Raw genomic sequence first — 18,641 nt, 5'->3', positions numbered from 1 at the left:
AAATGGATTTAAAAGAGTATATTGCTAGTATTCCTGATTATCCCCAAGAGGGAATTATTTTTCGGGACATCTCGCCATTGATGGCAGATGGAGAAGCGTATCGGTATGCGACACAACAAATCGTTGAGTATGCACAAGAAAAAGGCATCGATATGGTGGTAGGACCTGAAGCCCGCGGCTTTATCGTTGGTTGTCCAGTTGCCTATCAATTAGGTGTTGGCTTTGCCCCAGTACGCAAAAAAGGCAAATTGCCACGGGAAACGATTGAAGCAGAATATGAAAAAGAGTACGGTGTGGATGTCTTGACGCTGCACGCCGATGCCATCAAACCAGGTCAACGTGTCTTGATCTGTGACGATCTACTAGCAACTGGTGGAACGATCAAAGCAACGATCGAACTCGTAGAAAAATTAGGTGGTATCGTTGTTGGCTGTGCCTTCTTGATCGAACTGATGGATCTACATGGAAGAGACAAGATCCAAGGTGTCGAAATCAAGACGTTAATGGAATACTAAAAAAGCAGAAACAAAAAAGGACTCGTTGGAGTCCTTTTTTGTTTCTGCTGCCTTATGGGCGTATGTAGGGGAAGGATCATGGTTCATAACGATAAAAATCATGATCGTGATAATAATGGCGGTTACGTTTGCGCTCTGCTTGGCGGAATTTCTTTTCATCCCAAAGCATGAACCAAAGCATCATTAGAGGGCAAAAAATCAGAACAGCACTTAAAACGCCAAAATAGCCAATAACAATTCCCATCAATAATACCCACAACATAAAACCAAATCGACGAACTGCTTTCATCTCATTCACTCCTTAAATAATACGAACTTATGTTTGTATACTTATTATACGAATGTTTGTTCGCTTTGTAAAGAGGAAAGAAAAAAAATCTTCGTAAAAACGAAGATTTCCTAGTCAGCTCGTTGAGCATCAAAGCAGATGGCGATACAATCCAACAACCAATCCTAAAATCGTTACGTCAGGCAAAATGATTGGTTCTAAATAATCATTTTCTGGTTGTAAACGAATGTAATTCTTTTCTTTATAGAATCGTTTGCACGTAGCTTCGTCTTCATCTGTCATAGCAATCACGATATCGCCATTTTGAGCACTTTGTTGTTTACGAACGATTACTTGATCACCGTCGAGAATGCCAGCATTGATCATACTTTCTCCTCGGATCGTCAACATGAATAAACTTCCTGTGCTATTCGCTAAATCTGGCGGAATCGGAAAGAAATCGGATGCATCTTCCACGGCTAAAATCGGTTCTCCAGCAGTTACGACACCAAGCATCGGAATGGATGCTGGTTGAACATCGATTTTTTCAAGACCGGAAGCAGTTAATTCAATGGCTCTGGGTTTTGTAGGATCTCGTAAGATCAGCCCTTTTTTTTCAAGTCGGGACAAATGGCCATGAACAGTTGAGGTAGAAGATAACTGAACGGCTTCGCCAATTTCGCGAACAGTCGGCGGATAGCCTTTTTCAGTGACACGTGTATGAATGAACTTAAGAATTTCGATTTGTCGATTTTCTGTTCGTTTTGCCAAAACTGACACCTTCTTTCATTTGATAACCTTAGTGTACCATAGCTATATCGATTATTCAAACAAATGTTCGCTTTTTGTGCTATTGTTTTTGCTCGCTAGTTTGTAGTAAAATCAAGAGGGAAAAGGAGGAACAACTATGCTATCTCAAGAAAAATTAGCTCGAATCAATGAACTTGCCAACAAGAAAAAAACAGAAGGATTGACTGAGGCTGAGACCCACGAACAAAAAGTTCTGCGTGAAGAGTATTTAACCGCCTTTCGTGGAGGGATGCGACACCATATCGAAGGAATGAAAATCGTTGACCCTGAAGGTGCTGATGTGACACCAGAGAAGTTAAAAGAGATTCAAAAGAAAAAAGGTCTCCACGGCAGATAATTGTGAATTCCTTTTCATTGCTATTGAAATAAGCTTCTGAATCACGTATAATGAAAGATGTAATAAAGGTAAAAAAAACCTAAATTAGGAGGAACTACCATTGTTTGATAAAATCGATCAATTAGGAGTGAACACCCTTCGTACATTAAGTATCGAAGCCGTACAAAAAGCCAATTCAGGACATCCAGGATTACCGATGGGGGCAGCACCCATGGCCTATGCCTTGTGGACGAAACACTTGAAAGTCAATCCAACGACTTCTCGCAACTGGGTGGATCGTGACCGTTTTGTTTTGTCTGCTGGACACGGTTCGGCGTTATTGTACAGCTTGTTGCACGTGTCTGGCTACGATGTGACCATTGAGGATCTAAAAAACTTCCGTCAATGGGATAGCCGCACGCCAGGGCATCCAGAAGTCGATCACACAGACGGCGTGGAAGCAACCACTGGACCTTTAGGACAAGGGATCGCCATGGCAGTCGGTATGGCAATGGCCGAAGCCCACTTGGCTGCAACCTACAATCGCGACAAGTATCAAGTCATTGATCACTATACCTACGCTTTATGTGGCGATGGCGACTTGATGGAAGGTGTTTCGCAAGAAGCTGCATCCATGGCTGGTCACATGAAATTAGACAAACTGATCGTCTTGTACGATTCAAATGACATCTCCCTAGATGGCCCAACTTCAAAAGCCTTTACAGAAAATGTCGGTGCGCGTTTTGAAGCGTATGGCTGGCAACACATTCTCGTTGAAGACGGCAATGATTTAGAAGCGATCTCGAAAGCGATCGACGAAGCAAAAGCTGAAAGCGACAAACCAACCTTGATCGAAATCAAGACTGTGATCGGATACGGTGCGCCAAATCAAGGCACCTCTGCCGTTCATGGTGCGCCGATCGGTGCCGAAGGCATTTCTGCAGCCAAAGCGATTTATGGTTGGGAATACCCAGAATTTACCGTACCTGAAGAAGTTGCCGCGCGCTTCAAAGAAACCATGATCGATGAAGGGCAAAAAGCTGAAGCAGCTTGGAACGAAACCTTCCGTGCCTATGAAGCAGCCTACCCAGAACTTGCTGCGCAATTCAAACAAGCCTTTGCGGGTGAATTGCCAGCAGATTGGGATGCAGCATTACCAAGCTACGAAGTTGGCAGCTCACAAGCTAGTCGAGTATCTAGCAAAGAGATGATCCAAGCCTTATCCAAAGCCGTCCCTAGTCTCTGGGGTGGATCGGCTGACCTTTCTGGATCCAACAACACGATGGTGGCAGCAGAAAAAGACTTTGAACCTGGCCAATACGAAGGCCGCAACATTTGGTTTGGCGTCCGAGAATTTGCGATGGCGGCAGCGATGAACGGCATCCAATTGCATGGCGGTACGCGAATCTATGGCGGAACCTTCTTCGTCTTCGTTGATTACTTACGTCCAGCGGTGCGCTTGTCTGCGATCCAGCATGCACCTGTGATCTATGTCTTGACGCATGACTCCGTGGCGGTGGGAGAAGATGGACCGACGCATGAGCCAATCGAGCAATTAGCCAGCGTCCGTTGCATGCCAAATGTCCAAGTGATTCGTCCAGCAGACGGCAATGAAACCCGTGCTGCCTGGAAATTGGCCATGACAACAACGGATAAACCAACGGTCTTAGTCTTAAGCCGACAAAATCTACCAGTGATTGAAGGCACGCAAACCGGTGCGGATGAAAATGTCGCAAAAGGTGGTTACGTGATTTCAAAACAAGCTGGTGAAACACCAGCGGGGATTTTGATCGCCACAGGTTCTGAAGTGAATCTTGCGGTTCAAGCACAAGCTAAATTGGCAGAAGAAGGCATCGATGTATCGGTGGTCTCCTTACCAAGCTTTGATCTGTTTGAAGCACAAAGCTCAGAATACAAAGAAAGCGTCTTGCCAAAAGCAGTGAGGAAACGGGTAGCGATCGAAGCAGCTTCCCCATTTGGTTGGGAACGTTACACCGGTTGCCATGGAAAAGTGATCGCGATCGATCATTTCGGTGCATCCGCACCTGGTGACAAAGTCTTAGCGGAATTCGGCTTCAGTGTTGAGAATGTCGTGAATACTTTCAAATCAATCGATTAATTGATCGACAATCAATCAAAAATAGCACGTTCGAGAATCTTTTCGATTTTCGAGCGTGTTTTTTTGTCTGGATCCTTGCCACTTTAAAAGTGTTAGAGTGACTTATTTAAAGTAATAGTGGCTAAGATTTCCAAAAAATGGTTGTACCGCAAGGCACAAGCATTTGTGAATAGTAAGAGGGAGTCGATAAAATAGCAATCTAATAGTTTTTTAAAAAACTTCTCAGTGGTTAGCAAACCAAGTGGGATACCTGTATAGTTTTTTTAAAGTCTTTTGCTGTGTGTAAAGTGAACATTGTTTGCACTGTTAGATGTTTTTCCGTATAATAGCTGTATTGATTTATTTGAAAAAACGTACAGTTACTGGAGGAAAAAAATGGGAAGTTATCAAACAAGAAGTGAAAGACATCATCAACCAAAGAAGACGATAAAAAGACCTACTAAAAAGGCGGTGGTCTCTTTGATGGGGGCAGGAATGATGTTAGCGCCAATGACGGTCACTTTCGTTCCTCAACAGGTACAAGCTGCTGAGAATCAATACGCGACGCAGGACATCTCAGGTTTTATTGAGCAAATTGGCTGGTCAGCACAAGATGTTGCTGCCAACAATGATCTCTATGCTTCTGTGATGATTGCTCAAGCGATTTTGGAAAGCGGCTATGGTTCTTCCGCGTTATCCAATGCACCCTATTACAATTTGTTTGGGGTCAAAGGCAGTTACAACGGACAAAGTGTCTATATGCCTACACAAGAGTATTTGAATGGTCAGTGGGTAGAGATGAATGAACCGTTTCGTCAATATAACTCTTACTGGGAATCGTTTCAGGATCATGCGAATGTCTTGCGCAGCACGAGTTTCGCGACAGGAACTGCTCATTACAGTGGTGTTTGGAAAAGCCAAACAACCTCATTTTATGATGCAACGAATTACTTGACGGGGCGCTATGCTACCGATCCAGGGTATGCACAAAAACTGAACTGGTTAATTGAAACGTATCAGCTCACACGCTTTGATACTGGGACAACGCAAAGTACCGCATGGACAAGTACAACGAGCACGACTAGCACGAGTACTACGCAAACTACAACGACGACTCAGGTAAACAGCGGATCTACAGCGCAGAGCTATCACGTTGCTTCAGGCGATACACTTTGGGATATCGCCAATAAATTTGGCACAACGGTCGACGCTCTAATGGCAACAAATGGGTTATCTAGTGAGGTCATTGTTGTTGGCCAAGAATTAATCGTTTAATTATCTGATACCGCCTTAAGAATGATTGCTCTAAATGGCATCATTCTTAAGGTTTTTTTGTAATGGAAAAACAAAATCAAGAAAGTGAGTACAAACAAATATAAAAAAATAAGAAAAAAATTGAAATTGCTTACTTTTTATTCGCAACTCGGGGTTATTTTAGGTAGAATGGAAGAATAAGAACGGGAGGGATTTTCAATGACAAAAATCTATCAATCGGTCAATGAGTTAGTTGGGCATACGCCAATCGTCAAATTAAATCACATCGTAGAAGAAGGTTCTGCGGATGTGTATCTGAAATTAGAGTTCTTCAATCCTGGGGGAAGTGTCAAGGACAGAATTGCTTTAGCCATGATTGAAAAAGCAGAAAAAAATGGCTTGTTAAAAGCTGGTGATACCATCATCGAACCAACATCTGGGAATACTGGGATCGGCTTAGCCATGATCGGTACGGCAAAAGGCTATCGTGTCGTGCTGGTTATGCCAGAAACCATGAGTATTGAAAGACGTAAAATTGTTCAAGCTTATGGCGCAGAGTTGATTTTGACCCCTGGGTCTGAAGGAATCACTGGTTCTATCAATAAAGCAAAAGAATTAGCAGAACAAGACGGCTATTATATGCCATTACAATTTGAAAACCCAGCCAATCCAGAAGTCCATGAAAAAACGACAGGGAAAGAAATTGAGGATGCGTTTGAATCTAAAGGGTTAGACGCTTTTGTTGCTGGGATCGGCACAGGTGGCACGATCACTGGTGCGGGGAAGGAATTGAAGCGCGTCTATCCTAATTTGAAGATCGTGGGCGTTGAGCCTGCAGAATCAGCTATTTTAGGAGGTGGCAAACCTGGTCCCCATAAGATCCAAGGGATCGGCACGGGATTTGTTCCTAAAGTACTAGACACTGAGATTTATGATCAGGTGATTGCCATCGCTAGTGAAGATGCCATGGAAACTGCGCGTCAAGTTGGGATGAAAGAAGGAATCTTAGTAGGAATTTCTTCTGGTGCAGCGATCAAAGCGGCATTAGAGGTTGCTAAGGACTTAGGAAAAGGCAAAAAAGTCTTAGCGATCGTACCAGATAATGGTGAACGCTATTTGTCTACGGCACTGTATCAGTTTGAAGACTAGCAAAGAGGGGGAAAGCAGGCATTCGTTTGTCTGCTTTTCTTTCTCGAAAAACTGAGGGAAGACGGGCTGGGCAAATGCGTTATTCCTTTAAAAAAACAAGGAAAGCTGTTTGAATTTTTAGGTTTTACATAGTATGATAGGTAAGATAAGAGAAATGGAGGAACTCCTGTGAGTACGATCTACGATGAAGCGATCAAACGATTAAAACATGAAAATATTCGTATTACACCGCAGCGAGTAGCGATATTAGAATTTTTAGCCAGTCACGATGCCCATCCGACCGCTGAAGAGATTTATCGGGCGATCGAAGTTCATTTTCCTGGTATAAGTGTCGCAACGGTATACAATAACTTACGTTTGTTCACAGAAATTGGCTTTGTAAAAGAAATGAATTATGGAGATGCCTCCAGTCGTTTTGATTTTACAACGGAGCCTCATTATCATGCTATCTGCCAAAAGTGTGGAAAGATCGCTGATTTTTACTATCCAGGATTGGAAGATGTCGAAATGGCGGCTTCGAAATTAACTGGGTATCAAATAAATAACCATCGACTAGAAGTTTATGGCCTATGTCCTGAATGCCAAGTGAAAGAGGAGGAAACAAAATGAAGATAATTTCTACAGATCAAGCACCACAAGCAATCGGTCCTTATGTTCAAGCAAAAATCGCAAACGGCTTTTTGTTTGCTTCTGGTCAAGTGCCATTAGATCCTGTTTCGGGGGAAGTTGTCGGTACGACGATTGAAGTACAGACTCAGCAAGTATTGAAAAATATCAACGCGATTCTTGAAGCGGCGGAACTTACGCCAGATGACATCGTTAAGACGACATGTTTTTTAAAAAATATGAATGATTTCGTTCCTTTCAATAATACGTATAGCACATTGTTCAATGAAGCGTTACCTGCACGTTCTGCTGTCGAAGTTGCTCGCTTACCAAAAGATGTTTTGGTTGAAGTTGAGATCATCGCAGCAGTCAAAGAAAAAGCGTAACCAACAAAGAATCGTGGGACGTCCGCATTTGCGTCGTCCCCTTTTTATTGATTCGATCCTGATAGGAAGAATCTTAATGTTTCAAGTGAGCCAAGGAGAAGAGGATGTAGTATGGTTTCGTTAAAGGAATATTTGGCAAAAGGGCAAACGACGATTTCAAATTTGCTTTTAGAGAATTACCATCATCTTGGTTTGACGAATGATGAATTTTTGTTATGGCTGCAACTGTATCGCAGCCATGAGCAAGGCAATGATTTTCCAGATTTACGTGAGATCGCCTCGGTGATGGGCAGCGACCAAAAAGAGATCTATCATTGGTTGAATCAATTGCTGAAAAAAGATGTGCTGCGAATGGGTTCTAAAAAAGACGACGCAGGAAAAATGGTTGATTATTATGATTTCACTGGCATTTATGAACGGCTCGAGTTTCTTTTGCAGCAGCAATCCAAAAAAGAAGTCGCTGAAACAAATGAAGAGAAGATACGCGAGTTGTATCGCTTATTTGAAGGAGAATTTGGTCGCCCCTTATCGGCGATCGAATACCAACGGATCGGGCAGTGGTTGGATGAGGACCACTATGATCCCGAGCTGGTCCAGTTTGCTTTGCGAGAAGCGGTCTTGAATCAAGCGTATAGTTTAAACTATATCGATCGTATTTTGCTTTCGTGGGAACGCAAGAATATTACCTCAAAAGCGCAAGTAGAAGAAGAGCAAAAAAGAAGAAAAAAACAGTTTCTTCAAAATGAAACCACGCCACAAGAAGATGGCCCAATGCCCAAAATCCCTATGCATAATTGGTTAGAAGGAGAGTAAGATACAAGGAGTTTAATTCGTCCAATGATCAGTAAAGAAAAAACAATGACTGCGATAGAAATAATGTATGAGATGTTTCCTGAAGCACATGGAGAACTAGTGTCAAAAAATGCCTTTGAATTGCTGATTGCTGTCATTCTAAGCGCACAGGCAACGGACGTGTCAGTTAATAAAGTGACACCGGCACTTTTTGAAGCATATCCAACGCCGCAGGCTCTCAGCGAGGCGCCGTTAGAAGACATTATTGAAAAAATCAAATCGATTGGCCTCTATCGAAACAAAGCGAAAAATATCAAAGCTTGTGCCTCTGAATTGTTGCTGCGTTTTGGAGGCGAAGTGCCTCAAACCAGAGAAGACTTAATTTCTTTGCCAGGTGTCGGCAGAAAAACAGCGAACGTCGTTCTTGGCGATGCATTTGGCATTCCAGCAATCGCTGTCGATACGCATGTCGAACGGGTATCAAAAAGGCTGCGCATCTGTAAACTAGACGCCAACGTATTAGAAGTCGAACAAACATTGATGAAAAAGATTCCAGATACGTTGTGGGTCAAAACGCATCACACGTTAATTTTCTTTGGTCGTTATCATTGCACAGCACGGGCACCTAAGTGTGAGGTTTGTCCATTGTTGACAATGTGCCAAGAAGGAAAACTTCGGATGAAGGGGAAGAAAACCATTTAATGGTGAACATAAACCAAAAGTAACTAGGATCAAGACGCTAAGCGAAATCGCTTAGCGTTTTTTTTTTTTGCACAAATTGATAAAAAAAACAGGTAATTAACGTAATACCCTTTATTAAAGCCCTTTCAAGTAACTGGAAAAACATAAGCTTACTGAATTTTTTTGATTACACCACTCAAAATTAGGTGTTTTTTCACAAAGAGATCGTGTGAGGGATGATGCTCGATGCGAAATGAACCTTCCGATACGCCTTTTTTTTGAAACTATTTGTAAGCTTAGTATGATGGGCTTCTTTCGCACAGTTTTTACCCTTTCTTTTTATAAAACTGCTTATTTTTAGTCAATAAAACGTAAAATTAATAAGAAAATTCACCTATTGGTGAAAAATAGTATTTCAAATCTGTGAAAATCATCAGTATCTGTCTCTTATACACATCTAGATGTGTATAAGAGACAGGTCTTTCTCTGCTATTTTACGAATGACAGAAAAAGCGTTGCACAGTTCAAATGATTCTGTAACGATCTCAAAATCATTTTTTGTTAACGGGTCTTAGACAAACGCAGTTTTGAAAAGATCACTTATAAGATGTGGCAAGTATAGAGGAGGAGGGAGAATGAAAGGAGAAAAGGTATGGAAATTAGTTCGTATGGTTCTGTTTTGCACTCTTTTTTATGGGATAACTATTTCTACGGCAGCGGTGAATGCTCAGGAAGTGCAGTCGGTTGAAACAGAAAGCTCTGTGCTTTTTACCGGTGTTTATGAGCCTATTGGGCAACCCGAACCAGCACCGCCAGCAGGCCCTACAGAGAATATCTCGCCACCAAACGAGGTAGCAAAACCAGGTGGTATTTTACCAAAGACCAACGAGACAAGAACTTACGGCGTAATCTTACTTGGATTACTGCTCGTACTGGTTGTATTGTATGTGCAATATACCAAACATCGATCAAGATTTATGATGGTTAAAAAGAAAAGACAAATAATTTGAAAGCAGGGATGAATTTGAAATTCGTACGATTTGCATCGGCAGCTGTTTTAGCTGCAACTTTATTTACTATTAGCGCGCAAGCCTTCGCTACTGAAAGTGTAACAAACCATGATACAGAAGGGAAAGTTCTCTTTGTACCAAACGATAGCGAAGCGACAGTGGTTCAACCACCAAATCCTGGTCCTAATGGTCCAGATGTAGAGATCAATCCAGTCGGCCCGGAAGGACAAACGGGACCATTGACGATTGCTTACGCACCTACGCTTAATTTCGGTGAGCAAGTGATTTCTAATACCGATCAAGAATATAAGCTAGTGGCTGAATTACACAAGCTAAAAGACGCGGAAGATAGTGAAGAAAGAGTTCCATATGTTTCATTTGCTCAAGTCCAAGATACGCGTGGGACAAATGCTGGTTGGGATTTAAAAGTTTCCTTAAGTGCTTTTGAATCAGGAACACAGAATAATGAACTGACTGGAGCAAGAATTCGTTTTAATTCGCCAAAATTGGAATATAACGGAAGCAACCAAGAAAATGAACCACAAATTCATGCGGATGGATTGATTTTAGATGCTACAAATAGTGAGCGTTCGGTTCTGACCGCTGCTCAAACAAAAGGTGCTGGCGTATCGTCAGTCGTTTGGGGCGATCAGGAAGAAATCAATCGACAAGTGGAAGCAGGCGCAGAGGTTGTTGAAAATGCTGGAATCGAGTTACTTGTTCCTGGATCAACAGCAAAAGACGCTGCTCTTTATGAAGCAACCCTTACTTGGACATTGGCTGCAACAGCTGGACCGGACGGAGAAACGGTTCAATAACTTAGTTTTGTACTGAATAAAAAAGAAAGAAGGAACTAGAAATGAAAAAGATTCGTTTAGCTACGGTCGCTGTATTATCCACCACTTTATTAGCAGGAGGCGTTCAAGCCTTTGCCCAATCTTCATTAGAAACGACTACCGATAACGTTGTAGGATTTACCTCAGACGGAAGCGATCTAACAGTGATACAACCGCCAGTCGTGCACCCAGAAGTAGAAACGATCGAACCAACACCGCCAGGACAAACGGGTCCATTTACCATTGCTTATGCACCACAAACATTCGATTTTGGTCAGAATGCTATTTCTACCAGTGATCGTTGGTATTCGATCGTTGCTGATGAGCGTAATTTGGCTGATCAATCAGGTACGACACCGTATGTATCGTTTGCCCAAGTACAAGATACCCGAGGAACGCATGCTGGTTGGACATTAAATGTTAGTCTAACTGATTTTACTTCTGAATCAGGGGATGTCTTGACTGGGGCAAAAATCAAGTTGGCAAACCCTGAGATCGTGTTCAACAAAGGTGAGGGTGATCGAGACTTACAGCCAAGTGCCGTTATCAATAATGAAGAACAAAATGCGTTGATCCTAGATGTCAACGATCAAGACATTCCTGTCATGCGTGCTTCGGTCGGTCAAGGCGCGGGCGCTTCATCGATTTACTGGGGAGATCAAGAAAAATTGACGGAACAAAATCTTAATAAACAAGAAGGCGAAATTATCAGAAATGATGATATTCAACTATTTGTACCAGGCTCTACCACGCAGCTAGCAACTAACTATACTGCGGAAATGACATGGACGCTAACTGCTTCTGTTGATAGTAGTGGCGAAACAGTAAATCCGTAAGAAGGATCATAGCTTGCAACAAGAAACAACTGGCAGGAATAGTAAATTATTCCTGCCTTTTTTGGAAGGAGAACCACTTTTGACTGAACAACGTATGAGAATGAAATGGATAAAAACGGTTACCTGTGCGGTCATCCTACTATCATTCTTTTTTTCACCAAGATTGAGCTATGCTCAGACAGAATCAGAATTAAACTTCTATGTGACGCCTATCTTACCTGAAAGTCAGCTGGAAGGAGGGGCGTTGGGGTATTTTGATTTAAATCTTGGGGCAGGAGAACGTGATGAATTGGCTTTAGAGATCGAAAATGGTTCTGATCAAGCGATCGAAATAGAAATTTCTGCCCATACGGCATTTACGAATGTGAATGGTGTTGTGGAATATGGCCGGGATGCAGAATCCCCTGATCCGACTTTACCTGCATCAATTGATGAACTGGTAGAGGTGCCTGAAACCGTATCGTTCGATCCATTAGAAAAACGAATCATTTCTTTACCGATTACGATGCCAGAAGAGGAATTTAAAGGGGTTTTGGCAGGTGGCATTCGAATCAAAGAGGTTATTTCGGAAGAGGAGCAAACACAATCTGCTGAACAAGGATTAGGCATTCGGAATGCATTTTCCTATGTCATTGGTGTGGTAGTAAGCAACAATCGGTCCGCAACGGATCCGGGATTGGAACTGCTTGATGTTTTTGCCGATCAAGTAAACTACCGAAACGTATTTAGTGCTGTTATCCAAAATTATACTTCAACATTTGTCAATCAATTGGAAGTAACAGCTGAAATTCGATCTGTTGGCAGTGAGACGATTTTATATGAAACAAGTCAATCAGCGATGCAAATGGCTCCTAATTCACATATGCATTTCCCAATTCCCTTGAATGGTGATCGTTTTCGTAATGGGGAGTATGTATTGAATCTTGCTGCGCGGTCAGGAGAGGAAGAGTGGTCTTGGGAACAGACATTTAGCGTAGAGGCAGAAGATGCTCGCCGCTTAAATGAACTCGATGTCACTGTAGATACGTCACTCAATTGGTGGATGATCGCCACGGCTGGTCTAATCAGCTTGTTTCTATTGCTTGCGATCATCCTAATTGTTCGTCAGAAAAAAAATGCAAAGGAAGGTGGGAAAAGTTGAAATGAAGAATACCTCACACAAGGTAATAATTGCGATCATTATTGGATTACTAAGTGTGCAAACTTTTTTTCCAAGTCTGAGCAGTTTACTATTGCCAGAAATCCACGCCATCGATCACACGATTGAACCATTGGACGAAACGCAGAACATGTCCTTGCTTGATAAAGCAACACAACCGATCCAAACAAAAGAATTTGACATCCATACCCCTTTTTTTCAGTTTCCAGTTAGTGTGATTGAAGGTGTCGTGGATCAACCGATCGATGTTTTCGTCGTATCAAGCCAACCGTTAGATGAGATTACGCTGGTTGTAGCGAAAGAAGCAGCGATCGTGGAAGAAGAATTTGCTGCCGAAGTGAAGAGTAAAAAGCTGTCTGAAGAAGAACAGGAATGGACGCTTACCTTTGATGAAGAGCTAATGGAGTTCGAGATTCCTATCGTCTTTAATAAAATAGGCGATTATCAACTGGTTATAGGTGAAGCGGAACTAACGATCGAAGTACAGGCAGAAGATGACGAGGAAGAGGACTCGGATGATGATGCAGATAATGAAACGATCGAGACAGAAGTCTCACCATCAGAGACGCCGCAGGAAGGGGAACGAACCACGCAACCTTCCAATGACGCGAACCTAAACGAGAATCAGCAAGACACAGAAGCTGATCAAGCAGAAGCGATTGCCCAGTTGACAGAACCGGTCACACCGTTAAACGAAATCAGTCACCGGGATGTTTCCAACTGGCAAGAATTTATGGCGGCAATCGTGAATAAAGATGTTAATTATATCAATATCGTAAACGACTTTGAATCTTCGGATAATCCTACTCAAGGAGTTTCTGGAGTGGCTGTGGGAAGTGCAACTTCCAACCCAACAAATGGATTAGCCTATATTTGGACCAATGCTTCTGAAATTTCAAGAACGCTTGTGATCGAAGGCAATGGGTATCAAATCGACTTTAGAGCTGTTGCTGTCGGATTTTATGATAGTACCGTCAATAGTGCAACGCCATGGGACATTACGTATCAAAATATCGATGTCGTTCATGGAAATTGGTATGGGTTTATGAATTTTACGAATATGAGTATTCCACAACAGAATCTATCCAGAATGCGCTACCATAATTTGACCAATGCGGGAAATCAATTGATTCACTCGCACGCAACACCTGTCGTTATGTCTGGCGAGGTAACATCGCATCAATCGCCGACGTATACGTCCCGATCAGGACGAGTACAAACGATCAATGCAACGAATCAGGTAAATATGGAAATAACCCAATTAGAAGTTCTCGATAACGCAGTAGTTGACATGTCAACGATTAATGCGGGAAATATTTATTTGTACTATGCAACGGGTCGAATGATTATTGGCGATGATGTGAAAATGACCTTGCGAACAGCTGGCACAGGAGGAGAAGCCTATGGGGCAAATATTTACATTCAAAATGGTCGGATCGATATCGGTAATCGATCAGAGCTTCATTTGAATGCTCGAGCCAACTCCCCCGCAATCAGTATGTATGCTAGCGGCGCCCACTTTGAAATGTCTGAGGATAGCAAAGTGGTAATCAAAGCTGACGGACGTACCACAAGCCTCAATGGATGGGGCTATAACATTATCTACATGGGTGCTGGAAGCACGATGCTTATTGGAAATAAAAGCAGTGTCGAAATTGATGCAGTGAATCAAGGGACCACCACCTCCGGAGTGATCCATGTAGCCGGTGCCGCCACATTTATTGTTGCTAAAGAAGGAGTCTTGGATATTAAGTCGGACGGAACCAATCCCTCTCATTCCTTGATGACATTTTTGAGCTCGGCCTCAACCTTCACTTTTGCGGATGCACAACGCATCAATTTAGAGAAAACAAGGGCGGTTACCGGAAATGCAGCAAATAGTAGCCTTATTTCGATTTCCGGCAGCGGCGGGCTATTAGATGTGGATATTCAAGCTGCGAAGCAATGGCGGCATGGAAACTTGACGGAGGAACCAGACTTCAGTTGGAGTCCAATCTTCAATTTAAAAGTGAATTTTGCCTCTACCTTGTCATCGATTTCGAATGTTTCTTCCATCTCACAAGAGATCGTTGATCATTTTCGCGCGAATTTTACCACAAGAGCACAACGTATCCTATTTGAATATATTCCAGATGTCGAGGTTCATTTAGAACCATTAACGGAAGACCCGGCACTGGAAGGCTCAAGAATCATTAAGGGAAAAGCCACACCTTATAGTGTGATTCGTTTTGACGGAGATCCAGCGATTCCCGCACCGCAACTGCAATCACCCTCTTTTGATGATAACAGCTTGTTTCATCTTCAAGCAGATGCCAATGGTGATTTCAGCTTGACCTTAGCCGAGGGGGATCGGTTTACAAAACATAATACGGTGACGGCTTACGCTTTCTTAAATGGAAAATTTGATACAGCTGAAACAGTTGTTCAAGAGATTGCCACAATGAATCCACGAGATCCGATCGCGCCAGATATTGAAGTGAATCCAGAAAATAAACCGGATATACCAGAACATTTAGGGTTTATCAGTATCGATTTCATCTCCCAGTATAGCTTTGGAGATGTATCAATAAGTGCAGATACCAAACAGTACAAGGCATTGCCACAACGTCTTAGCAGTGCAGATGGCTCAGTAACTGAGGAACGGCCAAATTACGTGCAGATTTCTGACCGGCGCGCTCAATTTACCGGCTGGGAACTAAACGCGACATTATCCGCTGCAGGATTTCGTAATGATCGAGGAGAAGAACTTCGGGGTGCACGAATTATTTTAGAAAATGCAGTTATGCTGACGAATGCCGCCAATTCAGCAATTCCTCCCACTTATAGTGAATCCATGATCCTTGATCCTGGGGTACCCGCTTTGATCGCTGAAGCAGATGCAAATGAAGGAAGCGGTACCTGGATTCAGCGCTACGGGGATATGGGGACGATGGGGGATAGTGTCAAACTTGAAGTACCCATTGGATCAAATCCGCGTAACATGACCTACCAAGCAACGATTGAATGGGAGTTAAGTTTTGTCCCATCTACCGAATGATCAATGCTCAATCTTATCAAATGGAAGCTGTTGACGCCTATGACAGCTTCCATTCTTGATAGGAAGATAGTGAGTAAATCGCTTGAAAAGCAGTGGGTTTTACTGTTTTTTTGCGGTAGATCACGCTTGCTTCATAATAACCGCGAAGATATAGAGTTCACCTAAACTCGTGCAAAAACTATTCAAGCAGCTTTGAATCAGTTCGTCAGGTTTTGTTCAAAACCAATGATGCCAGCTGAAACAAGAGAAAGGAAACTGTATGAAGAGTAAAAAAAAGAAGTCATATCTGACAGTATTCAGTGCTGGGATTTTAGCAAGCCAACTTTTTGTTTCTCCCGTATTGCTGGCGAAAGAAAGCCCTCAGCCTGATAACTATTCAGAAAATACAAATGTCGAACAGCAACTTGATGACCAAGATTCATCGGCAGCAGAAGACCAAGAGAGTCAAGAAGACGTCAGCAAAGAGCAAACGGAGGACTCGACCGAGTTATCCTCCGAATCAAATGAACCGCTTATGGATTCAGAAACAGCAGATCCCGTTATAGAATCTCTTGATTCGTCTGAAGAAGCAGACTCAACACAAACGACCGAGTCAGCGGAAACGACCGAAATAGAGGAATTAGAGTCCACGGAACCTTCCGAGGAAGAGGAAAAAATAGATGCTGAAACGGAAGATCTAGAAATAGAAACAGAGAACAAGCCAAAAGAGACCGACTTGATTGATGAGTCATTGGCACCAAAAGAAAATGAAATTTCAACTGAGAGCAACGAAAATACTGAAAATGCAAAAAAAGAGGAGCCGAAAACACCTCCGATTATTGCACCTGAGCAAGTAATAAACCCTGTCGTTCAATCACCAGATGCTACTTCTCACTTGAAAAATTCTTTTTATGATGGACGTACCATTGATTTACCAGAGAGTTTTCGGGCAGCGAAGATCGCAGATTCGAATCTGTTAGATTTCACCTTGCCGATATTAGCTGATTATGATGCCCAATGGCAAGCGGCATTGGTCTACGAGATCATCGGGCAAATTGGTGAACTAGAAGAACCATCGACAATGGATGAATGGATCAATGAACGGATCAAAGCGGTTATAGAAGGAAAAGCTAGCTGGAGAGAAAAAGAACAGCAGGTTGAACAATTACAACCGGGGGATCTTTTATATGACGCAAATCAGTTAATCGGTATCTACCTCGCAGATGGTTACCAAGCAAGTTTAGTGACAAATCAAGAAGAGCCAACGAAAACTGCCATCGAAGTTCAGCGGGTTTCAATCGAAGAGCCGCTATCGATCAGACGGCTATCAAATCCTGAATTGGCTACATATGGCGAAAAGCTAGTTACTGAATATCCAGCCCCTTACGAATTTACAGTGAATCAAAAGACCCAGACGTTTATTGAAACATTGGCACAAGAAGCCCAAAGCTTAGGGCAAGAATACGATGTCTTTGCTTCTGTATTAATCGCGCAAGCGATCCTTGAAAGCGGCAGTGGCGACAGCGGGCTTTCAAGCAGTCCCCATTATAACCTTTTTGGGATCAAAGGCAGTTATCAAGGAAACAGCGTGACTTTACCAACAATGGAAGATAAAGGCAACGGAGAACTATTCCAAATTCAAGCCGCCTTTCGTTCCTATTCAAGTTATCGAGATTCGATGGCAGATTATGTCAAATTGATTCGCGGAGGAATCACTGGAAATCCAACCTTTTATCAAGACGTGTGGCGCTCTGAATCAAAAAACTATCTTCGGGCAGCAGATGCTTTGACGGGCACTTATGCGACCGATGTTAATTATAGTAAAAAAATCAATTCACTGATTGCGGTCTATGGATTGACGCAATATGACCAAGTGATCGCAACAGAAACAGGCTTGTTTATCCAAGGAAAAGAACAAATTCCAGAAGAGTATCGCTCCCTCATGACATTTCCAGAATACAACGGTCGTGACTACAATCTTTCTGGTTCGTATCCTGTTGGACAATGTACTTGGTATGTGTTCAATCGGGTGAGTCAATTAGGCGGTCAAGTAGATGACTACATGGGAAATGGTGGTCAATGGGGCAATACCGGACGACGTTTAGGTTACAACGTCAGTCAAACGCCTAAAGCAGGTAGTATGATCTCTTTTGCACCTGGAACAGCTGGATCTGATCCTCGTTATGGTCATGTCGCTTTTGTTGAAGCCGTTGGTCCAAATGGTATTTTGGTTTCAGAAGGAAATGTCTATGGTGGAACCACAATCTCTTATCGCGTGATCAGCAATGAATTGGCGCACTCATCAAGTGTTTCATATATTATGCCAAAATAAGGATGGAGGGCTGGCAATATGAGTAAAAGGCATAGACAAATAGGTCTTCCTATCAGCGGTATCTTTTTGATGGTCCTTTTGCTTATTGCGTTTCTTCAGCCGTATCGACTGGCGTTAGTCAGAGGAACGTCCATGCTGCCGACGATCGAGGATCGACAAGTTGTGCTGATTCATAAAAAGCGCCAGCCAAATCGCTATCAGCTGATCGCTTTCGAACAGGAAGGAAAATTTTTGATCAAGAGAGTGATTGGTGTGCCGGGGGATTCCTTCGTTCGTACACAGGAGCGGTTGTTGATTGGGGCGGAGGATACTGACTTTGATTTTTCATTTATGATCACTGTGAAGGATGAAGCCGTTGAGGCGTTGCCGATTCGGGGGTACCTCAAAGAAGATGAGTACTTTGTCGTTGGCGATGCACTGCTCACTTCAAGTGATAGTAGAGAATTTGGAATCATTTCAAGTAAAACCTTTTATGGTGTGGTGACCACGTTCTTCTGACACATCAGCTTTTTGAAAGGAAGTTTGCGATGATTCATTTCTTGCAACATATCAACGAGACTAAGTTTGTATCAAAATG

The 18,641-nt window shown here is 42.6% G+C and carries 18 protein-coding genes; 16 read left to right on the top strand and 2 right to left on the bottom strand.

Annotated features, from left to right (window positions below; all coding sequences use genetic code 11):
* Window positions 1–2: 2 nt before the first annotated feature.
* Window positions 3–515 (top strand): adenine phosphoribosyltransferase, encoded by a 513-nt coding sequence (locus A5867_RS10245; RefSeq protein ID WP_005226167.1) that lies wholly within the window; start codon window positions 3–5, stop codon window positions 513–515.
* Between the two features lie 76 nt (window positions 516–591).
* Here the strand turns inward: A5867_RS10245 and A5867_RS10240 are convergent, their stop codons facing one another.
* Window positions 592–804: a hypothetical protein gene (locus A5867_RS10240; protein WP_005236082.1), complete on the bottom strand. Its 213-nt coding sequence runs from the start codon at window positions 802–804 to the stop codon at window positions 592–594.
* Window positions 805–933: 129 nt separating this feature from the next.
* Window positions 934–1,554 carry a transcriptional repressor LexA gene (gene lexA, locus A5867_RS10235; protein ID WP_005226165.1) on the bottom strand — a complete coding sequence of 207 codons (621 nt, stop codon included), beginning with the start codon at window positions 1,552–1,554 and terminating at the stop codon, window positions 934–936.
* Between the two features lie 136 nt (window positions 1,555–1,690).
* On the opposite strand from lexA, the gene A5867_RS10230 reads away from it, so the two are divergent.
* The 15 genes from A5867_RS10230 (at window position 1,691) to lepB (ending at window position 18,562) form a co-directional block, all read left to right on the top strand.
* Entirely contained in the window at window positions 1,691–1,930 is a 240-nt protein-coding gene (locus A5867_RS10230) for a DUF896 family protein (RefSeq protein ID WP_005226164.1), read from the top strand.
* 100 nt (window positions 1,931–2,030) lie between these two features.
* Window positions 2,031–4,028, top strand: coding sequence for a transketolase (gene tkt / locus A5867_RS10225; RefSeq protein WP_087627539.1), 1,998 nt, complete (start codon window positions 2,031–2,033; stop codon window positions 4,026–4,028).
* Between the two features lie 375 nt (window positions 4,029–4,403).
* Window positions 4,404–5,282, top strand: a complete 879-nt coding sequence (locus tag A5867_RS10220; RefSeq protein ID WP_016609285.1) for a glucosaminidase domain-containing protein — start codon at window positions 4,404–4,406, stop codon at window positions 5,280–5,282.
* A gap of 198 nt (window positions 5,283–5,480) precedes the next feature.
* The gene (gene cysK, locus A5867_RS10215; protein WP_005226159.1) at window positions 5,481–6,410 is read left to right on the top strand and encodes a cysteine synthase A; all 930 of its coding nucleotides are present in this window, start codon (window positions 5,481–5,483) and stop codon (window positions 6,408–6,410) included.
* Between the two features lie 168 nt (window positions 6,411–6,578).
* Window positions 6,579–7,019, top strand: coding sequence for a Fur family transcriptional regulator (locus A5867_RS10210; RefSeq protein WP_005226158.1), 441 nt, complete (start codon window positions 6,579–6,581; stop codon window positions 7,017–7,019).
* Window positions 7,016–7,402, top strand: coding sequence for a RidA family protein (locus tag A5867_RS10205; protein WP_015509753.1), 387 nt, complete (start codon window positions 7,016–7,018; stop codon window positions 7,400–7,402). Before A5867_RS10210 ends, A5867_RS10205 begins: the two co-directional genes overlap by 4 nt.
* Before the next feature lie 111 nt (window positions 7,403–7,513).
* Window positions 7,514–8,215 carry a DnaD domain protein gene (locus A5867_RS10200; protein ID WP_010748401.1) on the top strand — a complete coding sequence of 234 codons (702 nt, stop codon included), beginning with the start codon at window positions 7,514–7,516 and terminating at the stop codon, window positions 8,213–8,215.
* Between the two features lie 24 nt (window positions 8,216–8,239).
* Window positions 8,240–8,896, top strand: coding sequence for an endonuclease III (gene nth / locus A5867_RS10195; protein ID WP_005226155.1), 657 nt, complete (start codon window positions 8,240–8,242; stop codon window positions 8,894–8,896).
* A gap of 614 nt (window positions 8,897–9,510) precedes the next feature.
* Window positions 9,511–9,885, top strand: a complete 375-nt coding sequence (locus A5867_RS10190) for an LPXTG cell wall anchor domain-containing protein (RefSeq protein WP_005226154.1) — start codon at window positions 9,511–9,513, stop codon at window positions 9,883–9,885.
* 14 nt (window positions 9,886–9,899) lie between these two features.
* The gene (locus tag A5867_RS10185; RefSeq protein ID WP_015509752.1) at window positions 9,900–10,703 is read left to right on the top strand and encodes a WxL domain-containing protein; all 804 of its coding nucleotides are present in this window, start codon (window positions 9,900–9,902) and stop codon (window positions 10,701–10,703) included.
* Between the two features lie 41 nt (window positions 10,704–10,744).
* Complete coding sequence (locus A5867_RS10180) at window positions 10,745–11,557, top strand: WxL domain-containing protein (protein ID WP_087627538.1); 813 nt, start codon at window positions 10,745–10,747, stop codon at window positions 11,555–11,557.
* Window positions 11,558–11,570: 13 nt separating this feature from the next.
* A complete protein-coding gene (locus A5867_RS10175; protein WP_087627537.1) occupies window positions 11,571–12,698 on the top strand; it encodes a DUF916 and DUF3324 domain-containing protein in 1,128 nt (375 codons plus the stop codon).
* Window position 12,699: 1 nt separating this feature from the next.
* The gene (locus A5867_RS10170; protein WP_249270038.1) at window positions 12,700–15,753 is read left to right on the top strand and encodes a WxL domain-containing protein; all 3,054 of its coding nucleotides are present in this window, start codon (window positions 12,700–12,702) and stop codon (window positions 15,751–15,753) included.
* A 259-nt stretch (window positions 15,754–16,012) separates the two neighbouring features.
* Window positions 16,013–18,064 carry a glucosaminidase domain-containing protein gene (locus tag A5867_RS10165; RefSeq protein ID WP_087627535.1) on the top strand — a complete coding sequence of 684 codons (2,052 nt, stop codon included), beginning with the start codon at window positions 16,013–16,015 and terminating at the stop codon, window positions 18,062–18,064.
* Window positions 18,065–18,082: 18 nt separating this feature from the next.
* Window positions 18,083–18,562: a signal peptidase I gene (lepB, locus tag A5867_RS10160; RefSeq protein ID WP_015509748.1), complete on the top strand. Its 480-nt coding sequence runs from the start codon at window positions 18,083–18,085 to the stop codon at window positions 18,560–18,562.
* Window positions 18,563–18,641: the final 79 nt, after the last annotated feature.

Source organism: Enterococcus sp. 6D12_DIV0197, from assembly GCF_002174385.1.
Taxonomy (GTDB): domain Bacteria; phylum Bacillota; class Bacilli; order Lactobacillales; family Enterococcaceae; genus Enterococcus_D; species Enterococcus_D casseliflavus.
This window is presented reverse-complemented; position numbering and strand designations above follow the sequence as displayed.